Origin of the sequence: Sulfitobacter profundi (assembly GCF_042661425.1) — a bacterium.
GTDB classification, from domain to species: domain Bacteria; phylum Pseudomonadota; class Alphaproteobacteria; order Rhodobacterales; family Rhodobacteraceae; genus Sulfitobacter; species Sulfitobacter profundi.
In genome coordinates, this window is record NZ_JBHSWA010000001.1 from 2,213,198 (window position 1) to 2,230,243 (window position 17,046).

A 17,046-nucleotide genomic window follows, 5' to 3' on the forward strand; every position below is an offset into this window, starting at 1 on the left:
ATGCTGACTAGACTTCTGGGACTACTGGCGCTCTGCGCCACGGCGGCCACGTTCACCCTGGCCCCCAATGCGTCGCAGGCCCAACCGCTGCGCATCGTGATCGACGACCCGACGATTGAGCCTTTGCCCTTTGCCGTGCCCAGCTTTCAGCCTGAAAGCGGTGAGGCCGGGCAACTGGCCGTCGATCTGGCGCGCGTCGTCTCAGAAGACCTGACCGGCACGGGCCTTTTCCGCGAAATCCCGGCCAGCGCCTATATCTCGACCGTCAGCGACTTTAACGCGCCGGTGGAATATGCCGACTGGAAAGCGATCAACGCGCAGGCGCTGATCACCGGGGCGGTCAATGTCACCGGCAACAGCGTGAATGTGAAGTTCCGCGTCTACGATGTCTTCTCGGGCGAGGAATTGCTCGACAGCAGTGGGCAGGGCGGTCTGCAATTCAGCGGCACCGTCGATGGCTGGCGCCGCATGGCGCATAAGGTGGCCGATGCGGTTTACAGCCGGATCACCGGCGAGGGCGGCTATTTCGACAGCCGTGTTGTCTTTGTTTCCGAAACCGGGCCGAAGGACGACCGCCAGAAGCGTTTGGCGGTAATGGACTACGACGGGGCCAACCTGAAGTACCTGACCGATTCCGGCTCCATCGTGCTTGCCCCGCGATTCTCTCCCAGCGGTGACCGGGTGCTCTACACCAGCTACGAAAGCGGTTTCCCGCGCATCTATGTGCTGGACATCGGCACCGTCCAACGCCGCGCGCTGCAAAGCGCCGAAGGCTCCATGGCCTTTGCGCCACGCTTCTCGCCCAGTGGTCAAACGGTTGTCTATTCGCTGAGCCAAGGCGGCAATACCGATATCTTCTCGATGGATATCAACAGCGGCCAATCGGTGCGCCTGACCAATACCCCCGCCATTGAGACGGCACCCAGCTTCTCTCCCGATGGCAGCAGAATCGTCTTTGAGAGCGACCGTTCCGGCAGTCCGCAGCTTTACGTCATGCCCGCCACAGGCGGAGAGGCGACGCGGATTTCCTTTGGCGAAGGGCGTTATGGCACGCCCGTTTGGTCGCCGCGCGGGGATTTGGTGGCTTTCACCAAGCAGAACAAGGGCCGTTTCCACATCGGCGTGATGCGGCTTGATGGCTCCGAAGAGCGCCTGCTGACCGCCTCTTTCCTTGATGAAGGTCCGACTTGGGCGCCCAATGGCCGGGTGATCATGTTCGCCCGCGAAACCCAAGGGGCGGGCGGGTCGTCCTCGCTCTATTCGGTCGATATTTCGGGGCGCAACCTCAAGCCGGTGCGCACGCCCGAAGGCGGCTCTGACCCCTCTTGGTCACCGCTGCAGCAGTAACGTTTTCCAGACCTCCCATGCGGGCGCGGGCAATTCCAATGATCTCGCGCCTGTGTTAACACCAGCAACAACAACGCCACCACAGAGAAGGCAGACCCCCATGAAACGCATTTTGACCAGCACGCTTTTGATTTCCGCATTGGCCGTGTCGGCCTGTACAAACCCCGACCGTTTTGGTGCCGATGGCATGGGCGGTGCCGGGGCCAATGCAGGCGCAGGGGTCAACGCCGGCGTGGTGCCGGGCAGCGCGAACGACCCCACCTCCACCGCCTATTTCCAACAGGCTGTCGGCGACCGGGTGCTGTTCCTCGTGGACCAATCCACGCTGACCGACCAAGGCCGTGCCACGCTCGACGGGCAGGTGGCTTGGCTGCAGACCAATACAGATTATCAAGCCGTGATCGAAGGTCACGCGGATGAGCAGGGCACCCGTGAATACAACATCGCGCTTGGCGGTCGTCGTGCCAATGCCGTGCGCGAGTATATGATTTCCCGCGGTGTTGCGGCTTCGCGTCTCAAGACCATCAGCTACGGCAAAGAGCGCCCGATCGAGATCTGCTCGGAAGAGGCCTGCTATGCCAAAAACCGCCGCGCCGTGACCGTTCTGGCCGGTGGCGCACTGACCAGCTAATTGCGGCGACAGTCCAAGCAATGACCAATCCAAGGAGGCCGATGTGCTGAAGCGATATATCTTCGTGGCGGTGATGGGGCTGATGACCGCCCCCGCCGCGCTTATGGCGCAGGACAACGATCAGACGCTGGCGGACATCCGCCAGCAGTTGACCGTGCTCAGTGTCGAGGTGCAAAAGCTGCGCCGCGAACTTTCGACCACGGGCGGCGGCTCGGTTGAGACCGGCGGCAGCTCTGTGCTTGAGCGTGTCGGCACCATGGAAAGCGAATTGCAACGCCTCACCTCCAAGACCGAAGAGATGGAGAACCGGATAAACCGGATCGTTGCCGATGGCACCAACCGGATTGGGGATCTGGAATACCGTCTGGTTGAGCTTGAAGGCGGCGATCTGGGCACGCTTGGAGAGACCTCGACCCTCGGCGGAGGGGAGGCCCCAACCGTGGTCGCACCCGCCCCCGAGGCCGACCGCGAGGTGGTCGAGATGACCCCCGGCAGCGGTGGGGCGGCACCTTCAAACGGCATCATCACCCCCATCAACGAAGCAGAGCTGGCGGTCAGCGAGAAGACCGATTTCGAGCGGGCGCAGGGGGCGCTCGCAAACGGTGACTTTCGCAGCGCCGCCGATCTCTTTGCGACCTTCAGTCAGACCTATCCCGGTGGTCCGCTAGCCGCCGAAGCCGAGATGCGCCGCGGCGAAGCGCTGACCGGTTTGGGCGACAACCGCGAAGCGGCTCGTGCCTATCTCGCGGCCTTCAGCACCGATCCCGAAGGGCCGGTGGCACCGCAGTCGCTGTTTGAGTTGGGTCGCGCGCTTGGCGTGTTGGAGCAAACACAAGAGGCCTGCGTGACCCTCGCGGAGGTTGCCGTGCGTTTCCCGGGCGCCCCGCAGGTGAGCCAAGCCGAAGCGCAGCGCCAGACGCTGGGTTGTTCCTAACCGCTGATGACTGCGCCTGCCGCGACGGCTGATGCAGCGCTGGCCAAGGGGCTGCTGGCGGGGCTGGGCGGTGCGCTGCCCCCCGCCTTGGCGTTGCAGTCTCGGGCGGGGGCGATTCCATGGCTCTGCTATCGTTGCTGTATGGGCTTTCGGCGGCGGCGGGCACACATCTTGAAACCGTGACTGTCGACCATGGTCTGCGCCCCGAAGCCGCCGGAGAGGCCGCCTTCGTCGCGCGACGTGCCAGCGCTCTGGGCCTGTCGCATGAAACACTGCGTTGGCGGGGGTGGGACGGGCAAGGCAACCTGCAAAACGCGGCGCGTGAGGCGCGGTATCGGCTGATGGCCGATTGGGCAGAGCGGCGCGGGCTGCCCTGCGTGGCGCTTGGCCATACGGCAGATGATCAGGCCGAAACGGTGCTGATGCGATTGGCCCGCCGGTCGGGGGTGGACGGCCTGTCGGCCATGGTACCGCGCAGCAACCGGCACGGCATCACATGGCTGCGCCCGCTGCTTTTTGCCCGGCGTGAGGCATTGCGAGGGCATCTGAGGCGCGCGGCCGTTGAGTGGGTCGACGACCCCAGCAACGATGACCCGCGTTTCGCCCGCATTCAAACCCGTCAAAGTCTTGCCGCCCTCGCGCCGCTTGGCATCGACGTAGAGGCCTTGGCCGAGGTGGCGCGCAACATGGCCACCGCCCGGGAGGCGCTGAAAAGCCAGACCGACAGAACGGCAGGCGATATTCTGCGCATGGAGGCGGGCGCACAGGTGATGCAGGCCGAGGGCTTTTTTGCCGCGCCCGAAGAGATCCGCCGCCGCTTGATGATTCATGCGCTTGGGCAGGTCAACGGCGGCACCTACCCCCGCGCCGCGGCCCCGTGGCGGCCCTGATCGCGGGGTTGGCCGAGGGGCAGGCGGCCACGCTGGGGGCTGTCAGGCGCTGCTTCGGCGCGGTGGAATCTGGGTCTTTCGGGAATATAACGCGGTGCGCGACCTGCGGGTGCCTGCGGATCAGCTTTGGGACCGGCGCTGGCGTGCGACGCCCCCAGAGGGGCTGCCGCAGGGCGCTGAATTGCGGGCCTTGGGGGCCGAGGGCCTCGCCCAATGCCCCGATTGGCGCAGCCTCGGGCGGCCCCGTGCTATGCTGCTGTCGACCCCGGCGATCTGGCAGGGCGCGCGCCTGCTTGCAGCGCCCCTTGCCGGACTGGACGAGAAATGGCATGTCCAGCGCGAAAGCGGCGTGGAATGCAACGAAACCGCGCCATTATCGCATTGAACATGAGCGCATCATGTCTATCTTAGTGTGGTGGTTGCCCGAACGGGCGCCCCTTGGGTCGCGGGACTTGCCCGCGGCCATGTGAATTTAGGAGAATTCCCTTGGGAAATGTTCGTAACCTCGCCTTCTGGGTTGTCCTGATGTTGCTGGTACTGGCGCTGTTCAACCTGTTCAGCGGGTCCAGCGGGTCGCTGCAAAACAATGAGGTCAGCTATTCCGAATTCGTCACCTCCGTACAGGATGGTGATGTCCGTAATGTGACATTGGATGGCGAGCAGGTTCGGTTCCGCAAGGCGGATGGCGCCGACTACCTGACGATCAAACCCGGCGATGCCGAGTTGACCCAGCTTTTGATCTCCAACGATATTCCGGTCAAAGCGCGTCCGCAGCAACAGTCTGGTTTCCAGACTTTCCTGATGTCGCTTCTGCCCATCGCGCTGCTGATCGGTGTGTGGATCTACTTCATGAACCGCATGCAGGGCGGCGGCAAAGGCGGGGCGATGGGCTTTGGCAAATCCAAGGCCAAGATGCTGACCGAAAAGCAGGGCCGCGTGACCTTTGACGACGTGGCGGGCATCGATGAGGCCAAGGAAGAGCTTGAGGAAATCGTCGAATTCCTGCGCAACCCGCAGAAATTCTCGCGCCTTGGCGGCAAGATCCCCAAAGGCGCGTTGCTGGTGGGCCCTCCGGGCACCGGTAAGACGCTGCTGGCCCGCGCCATCGCGGGTGAGGCGGGCGTGCCCTTCTTCACTATCTCCGGCTCCGACTTTGTCGAGATGTTCGTCGGTGTCGGTGCATCCCGTGTGCGCGACATGTTCGAACAGGCCAAGAAAAACGCCCCCTGTATCGTCTTCATCGACGAGATTGACGCCGTCGGTCGTCACAGGGGTGCAGGCTATGGCGGCGGCAATGACGAGCGTGAGCAGACCTTGAACCAGCTTCTGGTCGAGATGGACGGTTTTGAGAGCAACGAAGGTGTCATCATCCTCGCCGCGACCAACCGCCGTGACGTGCTTGACCCGGCGCTGCTGCGTCCGGGCCGTTTTGACCGTCAGGTCACGGTGCCCAACCCCGACATCAAAGGTCGCGAAAAGATCCTCTCGGTTCACGCGCGCAAGACCCCGCTGGGGCCGGATGTTGACCTGCGCATTATCGCGCGCGGCACGCCGGGCTTTTCGGGCGCGGACTTGGCGAACCTCGTGAACGAGGCAGCACTTATGGCTGCCCGTGTCGGTCGCCGTTTCGTCACCATGGTCGATTTCGAACAGGCCAAGGACAAGGTGATGATGGGCCCAGAGCGCCGCTCGATGGTGATGACCGCCGAGCAGAAGGAAATGACCGCTTACCACGAAGCTGGTCACGCGCTGGTCGGCATGACGCTGCCCAAATGCGACCCGGTCTACAAAGCCACGATCATCCCGCGCGGCGGCGCGCTTGGCATGGTGATGAGCCTGCCTGAGATCGACCGGCTGAACATGTTCAAGGACGAATGCCACCAGCGTTTGGCCATGGCCATGGCCGGCAAGGCGGCGGAAATCCACAAGTACGGCCCCGATTCCGTGTCCAACGGCCCGGCGGGCGACATCCAGCAGGCCTCTGCGCTGGCGCGCGCGATGGTGCTGCAATGGGGCATGTCCGATAAGGTCGGCAACATCGACTATTCCGAAGCCGCGCAGGGCTATCAGGGCAATACCGCTGGGTTCTCCGTCTCGGCCAACACCAAGGAGTTGGTTGAAAAAGAGGTGCAGCAGTTCATCCAAGACGGCTATGACCACGCGATGAAGATCATCTCAGAGAAAGAGGTGGAGTTCGAGCGTCTGGCCCAAGGTCTGCTGGAATATGAGACCCTCACCGGCGATGAGATCAAACGTGTCATGGATGGTCTGCCGCCAGCCGAAGACTCCGACGACGACAACTCCGACGCGGGCAGCGCACCCAGCGTCACCGCGATCCCCAAGGCGAAGGGCAAGAAAACCCCGCCGAAGGATGGCGGAATGGAGCCTGAACCTTCGGTGTGATCCGGCCTGCGACCCTATGAAAGACCCCGCTTCGGCGGGGTTTTTTCGTTTTGGGCTGACCCTTGGGCAATGGGCGGAAATTCCCCTATCGCTTCACAGCCGCTACCGCGTTAGACAGGGGTGGAATTCCTAACCTGCCGGGGTATTATGCGCCGCATCCTCTCTGCCCTTGCCGTTCTCTTTGCGCTTACCGGCGGTCCGGCTTGGGCCGATCCGCAGACCTACACCGTGGCATTGGGCGGGCGTCAGTTGGGCACGTTGCAGTTCAACGGCCAAAGCCGGAACGCCGCGTTCTTGCTGTCTCTCAACAACGCCCCTTTCGGCATCAAGAACGGCAGCTTCAACGCGGTCACCCAGTCTAACGGGAACACGGCCAGCTATCTGGGTGCGAACCGGGGGAGCGAGACGCGCGATATCGCGATTGACCGGACGGCGGGGCGGGTCACTTCGGTTGAAATTACGCCGTCTTCGGAAATGACGGAAATGTCGGATGCCAAAGCGGTGCCGCCCGGCGTCCTTTTCCCGCCTGAGCTTTTTGCCGCCCTTGCCACTGGCAATAGCTGCCCCTCTCCGCTGGCGCTCTACGATGGCCGCCGCGTGGTCCAAGTCGCGACCCAAGAGGTCCGTGAGGAAGGCCCTGCCGTGCATTGCGATATGTCTTACCGCGTTGTCATGGGGCCGGGCTATTTCTCTCCCTTTTATCTAAAATCCTTCGGGATGGCGCTTGTCTATACCGCGGGCACCCTCACCAAGGCCTCATTGAGCGGTGGCGGATTTAAGGTGCATTTGATCCGACAGTGAGCCTAGGGTTCAGCAGTCACCCAAACCACCCCGAAGGACCGCATGATGCCCGAGCTACGCAAGACAGACCATGTCGCCGAAATCACTTGGCTGGGTATGGTCCCTCAGGATCGCGAAAACATCCGCTCGGTCGCGATGGATCAGGCGCGTGCGACCTATGCAGGCTTCGAGGGGGATTTCCACGCCGGGCTGACCCGTCCGGCCTGCGTCCGCGTGCGCAACCTGCATCCTAAGGGCACGGAAATTCGCAATACCCGCCAGTTGTCTATCCTCTCGGCCGAAGAGATGGCGCAGATTGCCGCCGCCATGGACCTGCCTGAGCTTGACCCGACCCTGCTGGGCGCGTCGATTATCCTCAAAGGCATCCCGGACTTTACGCTCGTCCCGCCCGGATCGCGGCTGCAAAACGCACATGGCGCCACCTTGGTGGTGGATATCGAAAATGGCCCCTGCAATCTGCCCGCGCGTGAGATTGAGGTTGACGCCCCCGGCCATGGCAAGGGCTTCAAACCCGCCGCGCAGGGCAAACGCGGCGTGACCGCTTGGGTCGAGCGGGAAGGGCCGCTGGCCGTGGGCGACAGGTTGACGCTTTTCGTGCCGAACCAGCCCGTCTGGCCGCACCTCGGCTGACCGCGCGCCGTTTCGCGATGCTTGAGTGTCGGAAACACGGCCCCCGTCGGGGTCTTGTCGCGCTATGGCTAAGGAATAAAAATCGCCACCAACGGCAACAGGGGAATCTCATGGCTTTCAAAACCGACATTCAAATCGCCCGCGAAGCGGCGAAACGCCCTATCCAAGAGATCGGCGAAAAGCTGGGCATCTCCAGCGACGACCTGCTGCCCTATGGCCATGACAAGGCAAAGGTAAGCCAGACGTTCATCGATTCCGTCCAAGACCGGCCGAACGGCAAGTTGATCCTCGTCACCGCGATCAACCCCACGCCAGCGGGAGAGGGCAAGACCACCACCACTGTTGGGCTTGGTGATGGATTGAACCGGATCGGCAAGAAGGCAGCGGTCTGCATCCGCGAAGCCTCCCTCGGGCCGAACTTTGGGATGAAGGGCGGGGCGGCAGGCGGCGGCTATGCCCAGATCGTGCCGATGGAAGAGATGAACCTGCATTTCACCGGCGACTTTCATGCCATCACCAGCGCTCATAACCTGCTGGCGGCGATGATCGACAACCACATCTACTGGGGCAACGAGCTTGAGATCGACACCCGCCGCGTCGTTTGGCGGCGCGTGGTCGACATGAACGACCGCGCCCTGCGCCAGATCACCGCATCCTTGGGCGGCGTGCCCAACGGTTTCCCGCGCGAGACGGGGTTCGACATCACCGTCGCCTCCGAGGTCATGGCGATCCTCTGCCTTTCCAAGAACCTCAGCGATCTGCAAGAGCGCCTTGGCGCGATGATCGTGGCCTACCGCCGCGACCGCAGCCCGGTCTATGCCCGCGACCTCAAGGCGGATGGGGCCATGACGGTGCTCTTGAAAGATGCGATGCAGCCCAACCTCGTCCAAACGCTGGAGAACAACCCGGCCTTCGTGCATGGCGGCCCATTTGCCAATATCGCGCACGGCTGCAACTCGGTCATCGCCACGACCACAGCGCTGAAACTGGCGGATTACGTGGTGACAGAGGCGGGCTTTGGTGCCGATCTCGGGGCCGAAAAATTCATGAACATCAAGTGCCGCAAGGCGGGGCTCGCGCCATCGGTGGTCGTGGTTGTGGCCACGGTGCGGGCGATGAAGATGAACGGCGGCGTGGCGAAAGCGGACCTTGGGGCGGAAAATGTAGAGGCGGTGCAAAAAGGCTGCGCCAACCTCGGCCGCCATATCGAGAACGTAAAATCCTTTGGCGTGCCCGTGGTCGTGGCGATCAACCATTTCGTCACCGACACCGACGCCGAAGTCGCCACGGTCAAGGACTATGTCGCGGCCCAAGGGGCGGAGGCGATCCTGTCGCGCCATTGGGAGTTGGGTTCCGAAGGCTCTGCCGATCTTGCCACCCGCGTGGCCGAGATTGCCGATGGTGATCACGCGAACTTTGCCCCGCTCTATGCCGACGAGATGCCGCTTTTCGAAAAGATCGAGACCATCGCCAAACGCATCTACCGCGCCGACGAGGTGCTGGCCGATCAAAAGGTGCGCAATCAGTTAAAAGACTGGGAGGCACAGGGCTATGGCGATCTGCCGGTCTGTATGGCCAAGACCCAGTACAGCTTCTCGACCGATCCCGACCTGCGCGGCGCGCCCACAGGCTTCAGCGTGCCAATCCGCGAGGTGCGGCTTTCGGCGGGGGCGGGGTTCGTCGTCGTGATCTGCGGAGAGATCATGACCATGCCGGGCCTGCCTCGGGTGCCTTCTGCGGAGGCAATTAAGCTCAACGCCGATGGCGATGTGGAGGGATTGTTCTAAGGCGGGTTGCAATGCCCCGCCGTCGCGGTGATGTAGGGCGTGTTCAACGTGCAGCGAGCGAAAGTGAGACGGATATGACAGCGACAATCATCGACGGCAAAGCCTTTGCAGCAACGGTGCGTGACAAGGTGGCGGGCCATGTCGCCCGGCTGACGACGGATCACGGCATCACGCCGGGCCTTGCCGTGGTGCTGGTGGGGGAAGACCCGGCAAGCCAAGTCTACGTCCGCTCCAAGGGCAAAATGACCCGCGAGGTCGGCATGAAATCGGTCGAACACAAGCTGCCCGCGACTGTGGATCAGGACGACCTGCTCAAGCTGATCGACGCGCTGAACAACGACCCCGAGATACACGGCATTCTCGTACAACTTCCGCTTCCGGATCATCTTGATGAAGCCCGCGTGGTCAACGCCGTCTCGCCCGCCAAGGACGTGGACGGTTTCCACATCTCCAACGTCGGGCTGCTGGGCACGGGGCAGAAAAGCATGGTGCCCTGCACCCCGCTTGGCTGCCTGATGATGCTCCGGGACCACCATGGCGATCTGTCGGGGATGAACGCGGTGGTTGTCGGCCGCTCAAACATCGTGGGCAAACCGATGGCGCAGTTGCTCTTGGGGGATAGCTGCACCGTGACCATCGCGCACAGCCGCACCCGCGACTTGCCAGAAGTGGTGCGCCGCGCCGATATCGTCGTCGCCGCCGTTGGCCGCCCCGAGATGGTGCCGGGCGATTGGATCAAAGAGGGCGCCACGGTGATCGACGTGGGCATCAACCGGATTGAGACTGGCGAAAAGACCAAACTGGTCGGCGACGTGGATTTCGACAGTGCCAGCCAACGCGCCGGGGCCATCACACCCGTGCCGGGTGGCGTTGGGCCGATGACCATCGCCTGCCTGTTGGCCAATACGGTCACCGCCTGCTGCCGCGCCAACGGGTTGGAAGAACCTGAAGGGCTGACCGCCTAAGAGGCAGACACAGGCACGATGGTGCCCTGCAGGATGGCGATGAGCTTGGCCGCGCCATCCGTCTCCGCATGCACCTCTGCGGTTACGACACAAAGCCGCCGGCCCGGTTTTACCACCCGGCCCGTGGCAATCAGCCGGTCCCCACGGGCGGGGGCCAGCAGGTTGATCTTGATCTCAGACGTGACAACATCAACCTCCTGCGGCAGCATGCTCAACGCTGCATAACCGGCGGCGGAATCGCCGATGGAAAATGTCAGCCCCGCATGGCCAAAACCCTGCTGCTGCATCGCGCCGGGCAGGACCGGTGCCGTGACCCGGACCAAACCGGGCTGCACGTCGATAATCTCCGCCCCCAAGGTTTGCATCATGGTCTGCTTGGCAAAGCTCTCCCGCACCCGGCGTTCAATCTGGTCCATCATCGCGCCTTTCCGGGCATGGGGATCGCCACTGGTTGCGCGCCTGTCAGCACCGCGCAGGCTTCCGGCCCCATCAAATCACAAAGCACCCGCGACTGGCTGCGCAGCCCGCCGGTATAGGTGCCATATGCAGGCAGGATCAGCCGCTTGCTGTCAAACAGAAAGGCCGGACGCGAGATGCTGCGGCCCCGCGCACGGATCGATGCCTTAGGATGATAATGCCCCGACACCTCGCCCCGGACCTCGCTCGCGGCGATATGCCGAAAGGTCAGCGGGCCGAGCGCTATCTCTCCCAAATGCGTGCCGCCCAAGCCTACGGGGCCGGGATCATGATTGCCCTCAATCCAATCCCACCGCCGTCCGGCTTGCAGGCCCAGTATCCACAACCGCTCTTCCTCTGGCAGCGCTCGCGCCGCGCCAAGGTCGTCGAAACTATCGCCAAGGCAGATCACATGCCGCGCCTGCGTAAAGGACAGATCCGCCGCCAGTCGTTTCAACGTATCGCGGGTCTCATAAGGCGGCAGGGCCGACCCGCCGCGCCGCGCGATCCGCTCAGACTTGCCCAGATGCAGGTCGCTTACGCATAGCAAATCCCGGTCGCGCCACAAAAGCGCGCCAGAGCCAAGCGCGGTCAGCGCCGCGCCGGCGAATGAAAAATCAAGGCTGTTCATCCTTTGTTCATCTGAGATCGCCGCCGATTTGGCAAGGGGATAAACGCGATTGTCAGAAGACCGGAAACGGCAGCGCAGCGGTATTTAAGAAAGGATGAAAGGTAGAAAACGCGCCTCGCAGCCGGGCGTTAACCTGACCGGAGACGCGCCTTCATCCTTTGCGGTCATCGGCTCCGCAGCCTGTACCGCGGGATCAAGATGCGCCGCGTGGGTTAAAGAACTCTTAATATCTTCATCCTTTTTCAAATACCTTGCAGAACCTTTCCGCCTGCGGCACCTCGGTGTTCAACGCCCATCTCGCCAAGGCGGCTGATCCGAGGGCGGCGGAGTGAGCTGCGCGAGGCCGGAGGCTTCCATCAGTCTTTCGGCCTCTTCCGCCAGCATGCGTTCCTGTCCGGCGCCTTCGACAGGCACACGGCCCATTTCCAGAAACAGCGGTGCGGCGAGCGGGCTTACGCGAGTCAGTTTGCGGTGCGTGATGCGCCCGGCGATGCGGCCCAGCATCTCTTCGATCCTGCCAAAATCCACCAGACCGCTCAAGGCTTCCTCACGGGTGATGTCGAGCATCAGATGGTCCGGTTCATAGCGTTGTAATGTGTCGTAGAGGATGTCGCTGGAGAAGGTCGTCTGTCGCCCGGATTTGCGTGCTTGGGGGCTGTTGCGTTCGATCAGCCCGGCGATGGTCGCCGCGGCCCGGAAGGTACGTTTCATCACGGCATTGCCCGCAAGCCAACTGTCGAGACCCTCGTGCAGCACGCTGGGGTCGAGCAGCGGCGCGGGGTCGTCGACGGGGGAGAGGCCCCAGATGAGCGTGGCATAGTCTGTTGCTACAAAGCCCAAGGGGCGCAGGCCAAGGTCTTCCATGCGTTTGGTCAGCAGGAGGCCTAGCGTTTGCTGACCGTTGCGGCCGGCAAAACCGTAGAAGACCGTTTGTTCGGCAAAGTCATGGGGGAAGCTTTCGACCAGCAGCGTGCCGGGTTGTGGTAATTGGCTGACCTCACGTTGCAAGGTCAGCCATTCGGCGGTGTGGCGCGGCAATTCGGGCCAACTGTCTTGCGTGAACATCTGTTGCACGCGGGCCGAAAGCTGGGTGGAGGTGGCGAATTTCGTGCCGCCGAAGGTGGCCACCTTGGGCTTTTTGCGGCGTTGCGGCTGACTTCGACAACGGTTTCGCGCAGGCCTTCGTAGCGCACGATTTGGCCGCCGATCAGAAAGGTGTCGCCTTTGGTGAGCGTTGCGGCAAAGCCTTCTTCGATCTCGCCCAGCGGTTTGCCGCCGCGGTTGCGTTTCATGCGAACCTTCAGCTTATCGGTATCTTGAATCGTGCCGATGTTCATGCGGATGCGTTGGGCGGCGCGCGGGTCACGCAGTTGCCACTGGCCATCGGAGCGTTGCAGCAGACGTTGCCAGCGGTCGTAGGCGCGCAGGGCATAGCCGCCGGTGGCACAGAAATCGAGGCAGGCGTCGAAGTCGGCGCGGGACAGGGCGGCGTAGGCCCCGGCGGAGCGGACCTGCGCGAAGAGGTCGTCAGCGTCAAAGGGCCTGCGCAGGCGGCGATGAGAATATGTTGGCACAGCACATCGCGCGGGCCGGGGCCGCGCGGGTGGCCGTCGAGCGCGCCTTCGAGGACAGCCTCTAGCGCGGCCACGCATTCGACCACTTCAAAGCGGTTGGCAGGCACCAAAAGTGCCTTGGAGGGCGCGTTGTAGCGGTGGTTGGCGCGGCCGATGCGTTGGACCAGCCGCTTTACGTTTTTGGGGGCGCCGATCTGGATGATGAGGTCGACGTCGCCCCAGTCGATGCCAAGATCAAGCGTGCCGGTGCAGACGATGGCGCGCAGATCGCCGCGCACCATGGCGGCTTCGACCTTTTCGCGTTGGGCGCGATCCAAGCTCCCGTGGTGGATCGCGATCGGCAGGGCGTCTTCATTGGCGAGCCAGAGTTTGTGAAAGAAAAGCTCGGCCTGCGCGCGGGTGTTGTGGAAGATCAGCGTGGTCTTGTGTTGGCGCACTTGCTCAAGCACCGCTGGAATTGAATAGGCAGCACCGCCCCCGGCCCAAGGCGGGGCTTCCTCGGTGTGTAGCATCTGGATGTCGGGGGCGGGGCCCGGATCGGCCAGCAGCACTTCGCAAGGGTCCGGGTGGCGGGCCATGAGATGGGCGATGGCCGAAGGGTCTTCGACCGTGGCCGAGAGGCCCACCCGTTTGAGGCCGGGGCAGAGGGCTTGAAGACGGGTCAGTGCCAGCATCAACTGGTCGCCGCGTTTGCTTTCGGCGAGGGCGTGGATTTCATCGATCACCACGCGTTTGAGACCGCGAAAGGTGCGGGCGGCGTCCTCGTAGGAAGTCAGCAGAGCGAGGCTTTCGGGGGTGGTCAGCAGGATATGCGGCGGGTCGGCGCGCTGGCGGCGGCGGCGCGATTGCGGGGTGTCGCCGGTGCGATCCTCGATGCGGATGGGCAGGCGCATCTCGTCCACCGGGCGGGTCAGGTTGCGTTTGATATCCGCAGCCAGCGCTTTGAGGGGGAGATGTAGAGCGTGTGCATCCCCTCGTGCTCTTGCTCGGCCAGATCAACGAGGGTGGGCAGAAAACCGGCCAGCGTTTTACCGCCGCCTGTGGGGGCGATGAGCAGCAGGGCGGGGGCCGCGGCACGGTCCAGCATTTCCTGCTGGTGCGGGTGCAGGGACCAGCCGTTCTGGGCGAACCAATCGGCGAATTTGGGGGTAGGGCGCGCATGAATGCCAATGTAGTATCGGCAGGCCGTGGGGCCAGCGGCCAGGGCTATTTAACGATCACCTCATCGCGGACGAACATATTGGCCCATGCACGGTCCACCAGATCGGGGTTCATCTGATAGGGGATGCCTTCGAAATCGCAAATGGCGATCATCTGGTCGATCAGGAAGTTCGGCTGATAGTTCGCATAGACGTTGTCGATGGTCGGGTATTTCACCTTGAGTAGATGGATCAGCGTCGCTTCATCCAGTGGCATGCCGCGTTTGCGGGCGACCATGGCAAAGATCTTGAGGAAGTTCTCTTGGTCCGGCCCGTCGATTTTGATCTTGAAGAAAATACGCCGTAGGGCCGCTTGATCAAAAATCTCATTCGGGTGGAAGTTGGTTGAGAAAATCACCAGCGTGTCGAAGGGCACCTCGAATTTCTCACCCGATTGCAGGGCGAGGATGTCTTTGCTTTCCTCAAGCGGCACGATCCAGCGGTTGATGATGCTTTGCGGTGGCTCTTGCTGACGGCCAAGGTCATCGACGATAAAGATGCCGCCGGTGGCTTTGAGTTGCAGAGGGGCCTGATAGGTTCGGGCCGTGGGGTTGTAGACCAGATCGAGCATGTCGAGCGTCAGCTCACCGCCGGTGATGACCGTCGGGCGTTCGCAGCAGACATAGCGAGCGTCATAGCGGGTGATGCGGCGCAGGGAGGTCGGGTCTTGGACCTCTGCCTCGGCGGAGGAATGCACGATCGGGTCATAGACGGTGATGACCTGGCCCGCGTATTCAATGGCGCGGGGGACATAGACCTTATCACCAAGCGCGTCGCGGATCCCGTTAGAAATGCTAGATTTTCCGTTTCCCGGCGGGCCGTACATCAGGATCGACCGCCCGGCAGAGACGGCAGGGCCAAGGTGGTCCAGCAGGCTGTCGGGCAGCACCAGATGGCCCATGGCTCCGGTGAGCTGATCGCGGGTGATCTGCAGGTTGCGCACGGATTGGCGTTTGACCTGCTCGCGGTAAACCTCAAGCGGGACGGGCATGGCACCGAAATATTCCGATTGCGCCAGCGCATCCAAGGCGCGCGCTTTGCCAGCGTCGGTCAGTTGATAGCCCATTTCATTGCCGCTGGTGGCGCTGAGCGTGCCTGTCGCCTCTAGCAGGCGCTGTCCGCGGGCTTGGTCGACCATTTCTTGCGTGACTTGGGTCGGCAGGCAGAGCGCTTGGGCCAGATCGCTGACCATTTCGACGTTCTTGCGAAAGATCGTTTTCAGGAGGATGTCGCGCATCATCACGATGGGCAGTTTCATATCCTCCAACCGCTTGGGGGCGGCGGGGCAAGCACTGTGCTGGTCGGGGCGTTCATCAATGGCTTCCTTGGCAAAGCATGCGGCGGTGCGGCTTGTCGGTCAGACTGCAGGATAAATCTTGAATATGGCGTGAATGTGGACGCTTATTCCGCAATAAAAGAAAGTTGCGGCGGGCAGGGCGCGTTCAGACCCCGTAGCGCGCCCCTAGAATGAGATAGAGCCCCAGCGTGGTGCCAAGGGCGAGGCCCATGGGAAATTTCTTGGTTTCCTGCCAGCTTTGCCAATCGGGCGCGAGGCGGCGTAGGGGTGTATTTCACCCCGCGGTGCGTGGCAGCGGCGGCCAGAAGGGTGGCCATGAAAAGCATCATCAGCAGGCGCAGATCACCGATGGCGATAAAGGGCGCGGCAGCGGCGGCGAATTTGGCATCTCCGGCGCCCATGACGCCAGCGGCGTTCAGCACGATGCCAATGACCAAGACGATCACGAGGCTCAGCAAGCGCCAGAGATAGGTTTCAAACGGCAGCAGAAACAGACCCAACACCACGAAGATCGCGATGAGTACCAAGACCGCCTGATTGGTAATGCGCATCTGCTTCATGTCGGTAAAAGCGACATAGAGGCAGATCGGCAGGACGAAGGGCAGAAACCACAGGGCCGCCGTGGCAGAGATCGCCATGGCTCAGCCGTTTTCCAACGCGCGCAAAGACCGGACGGCGGCTTCGAAGTGCTGGGGATGGGTGTCGATCGCTTCGCGCAGCAGGCCCTTGCCGGTCTCCACATCGCCGCGTTTGATCGCCGACAGGGCCATCGTGTGCAAAAGCTGGGCGCGTTCGGACTGCTCCATCGGCATGACGGGCAGGGTGTAATCGCGCTGTGCGGCGCGGGCCATGATGAGGTTGTTCTTGGCGGTGAAAAGCGTGTTGTCCTGACGGATCGCCTCGCCAAAAAGCCTCTCGGCTTCGGGGTAATCACCGCGGGTTAGTTTGGAGTAGCCCCAGTTGTTCATCACGGCGGCAGGGGTCGTGGTCAGGCCAACGGCGATTTCATAGAAACTGTCGGCGCGGCTCCACTGTTCTTTGCTGTCGGCAACCATGGCTTCGAGCCGGTAGCGGGCGAATGTCTCATGGGTGGGGGATGCTGTTGAGGACCGTCTCAGCCCGCGCCCAGTTGCCCGAGCGGATCAGCGCATCGGCCAATTGCACACTGTCTTCGGGCGTGGCGCCCTTCATCTTGGTGACCTTGTCCCATGCGCCCACAGCTTCGGTGGAGCGTTTGGCCCGCACGAGCGATGCGGCAAGCCCGCGCTGGTGGTCGATCCGGTCGGGGCTTTCCTTGACGGAACGCGCAAAGTAACTCACCGCCTCATTGGGGTCGGCCACGGTAAGCATCACGTCGGAGAGGTTGGTTTCATCCACCACATTGACGTCCTTGAAGGCCCGCTCAACGGTGGCGTTCGCATCTTTTTCACCGCAGCCAGCAAGGGCGGTGACGCCTGCCATGCAGACGGCCAGAATGATTGGATGGCGCATTTTGCGTCCT

12 protein-coding genes and 4 pseudogenes are annotated in these 17,046 nt (G+C 62.6%); 10 read left to right on the forward strand and 6 right to left on the reverse strand.

What is annotated here, in order from left to right; all coding sequences use genetic code 11:
• From tolB to folD, 10 genes are all read left to right on the forward strand, one after another.
• Positions 1-1,347 (forward strand): Tol-Pal system beta propeller repeat protein TolB, encoded by a 1,347-nt coding sequence (gene tolB / locus ACFQAU_RS11565; protein ID WP_067624240.1) that lies wholly within the window; start codon positions 1-3, stop codon positions 1,345-1,347.
• A gap of 100 nt (positions 1,348-1,447) precedes the next feature.
• A complete protein-coding gene (gene pal / locus ACFQAU_RS11570) occupies positions 1,448-1,978 on the forward strand; it encodes a peptidoglycan-associated lipoprotein Pal (RefSeq protein ID WP_067624244.1) in 531 nt (176 codons plus the stop codon).
• Between the two features lie 73 nt (positions 1,979-2,051).
• A complete protein-coding gene (ybgF, locus tag ACFQAU_RS11575; protein WP_132444433.1) occupies positions 2,052-2,912 on the forward strand; it encodes a tol-pal system protein YbgF in 861 nt (286 codons plus the stop codon).
• 119 nt (positions 2,913-3,031) lie between these two features.
• Positions 3,032-3,802, forward strand: a complete 771-nt coding sequence (tilS, locus tag ACFQAU_RS11580; RefSeq protein WP_386282358.1) for a tRNA lysidine(34) synthetase TilS — start codon at positions 3,032-3,034, stop codon at positions 3,800-3,802.
• A gap of 94 nt (positions 3,803-3,896) precedes the next feature.
• Positions 3,897-4,187, forward strand: coding sequence for a hypothetical protein (locus ACFQAU_RS11585; RefSeq protein WP_386282361.1), 291 nt, complete (start codon positions 3,897-3,899; stop codon positions 4,185-4,187).
• 101 nt (positions 4,188-4,288) lie between these two features.
• Complete coding sequence (gene ftsH / locus ACFQAU_RS11590) at positions 4,289-6,205, forward strand: ATP-dependent zinc metalloprotease FtsH (RefSeq protein WP_067942389.1); 1,917 nt, start codon at positions 4,289-4,291, stop codon at positions 6,203-6,205.
• Between the two features lie 147 nt (positions 6,206-6,352).
• Entirely contained in the window at positions 6,353-7,006 is a 654-nt protein-coding gene (locus tag ACFQAU_RS11595) for a heavy-metal-associated domain-containing protein (protein ID WP_132444355.1), read from the forward strand.
• Positions 7,007-7,051: 45 nt separating this feature from the next.
• The gene (locus ACFQAU_RS11600) at positions 7,052-7,636 is read left to right on the forward strand and encodes an MOSC domain-containing protein (RefSeq protein WP_132444356.1); all 585 of its coding nucleotides are present in this window, start codon (positions 7,052-7,054) and stop codon (positions 7,634-7,636) included.
• A 110-nt stretch (positions 7,637-7,746) separates the two neighbouring features.
• The gene (locus ACFQAU_RS11605) at positions 7,747-9,423 is read left to right on the forward strand and encodes a formate--tetrahydrofolate ligase (RefSeq protein ID WP_120351647.1); all 1,677 of its coding nucleotides are present in this window, start codon (positions 7,747-7,749) and stop codon (positions 9,421-9,423) included.
• A gap of 74 nt (positions 9,424-9,497) precedes the next feature.
• Complete coding sequence (gene folD, locus ACFQAU_RS11610) at positions 9,498-10,388, forward strand: bifunctional methylenetetrahydrofolate dehydrogenase/methenyltetrahydrofolate cyclohydrolase FolD (RefSeq protein ID WP_120351646.1); 891 nt, start codon at positions 9,498-9,500, stop codon at positions 10,386-10,388.
• Here the strand turns inward: folD and ACFQAU_RS11615 are convergent.
• The 6 genes and pseudogenes from ACFQAU_RS11615 to ACFQAU_RS11640 all read right to left on the reverse strand — a co-directional run bounded on the left by ACFQAU_RS11615 (position 10,385) and on the right by ACFQAU_RS11640 (position 17,036).
• Positions 10,385-10,807: a PaaI family thioesterase gene (locus ACFQAU_RS11615; protein ID WP_132444357.1), complete on the reverse strand. Its 423-nt coding sequence runs from the start codon at positions 10,805-10,807 to the stop codon at positions 10,385-10,387. The genes folD and ACFQAU_RS11615 overlap by 4 nt on opposite strands.
• Positions 10,804-11,475, reverse strand: coding sequence for a ligase-associated DNA damage response endonuclease PdeM (gene pdeM / locus ACFQAU_RS11620; RefSeq protein ID WP_132444358.1), 672 nt, complete (start codon positions 11,473-11,475; stop codon positions 10,804-10,806). The genes ACFQAU_RS11615 and pdeM overlap by 4 nt, the downstream gene beginning before the upstream one ends.
• A gap of 285 nt (positions 11,476-11,760) precedes the next feature.
• Positions 11,761-14,214: pseudogene (locus ACFQAU_RS11625) on the reverse strand (ligase-associated DNA damage response DEXH box helicase).
• Between the two features lie 41 nt (positions 14,215-14,255).
• Positions 14,256-15,562, reverse strand: a pseudogene (locus ACFQAU_RS11630) (ATPase).
• 128 nt (positions 15,563-15,690) lie between these two features.
• Positions 15,691-16,183, reverse strand: a pseudogene (locus ACFQAU_RS11635) (prepilin peptidase).
• A gap of 3 nt (positions 16,184-16,186) precedes the next feature.
• Positions 16,187-17,036: pseudogene (locus tag ACFQAU_RS11640) on the reverse strand (tetratricopeptide repeat protein).
• Positions 17,037-17,046: the final 10 nt, after the last annotated feature.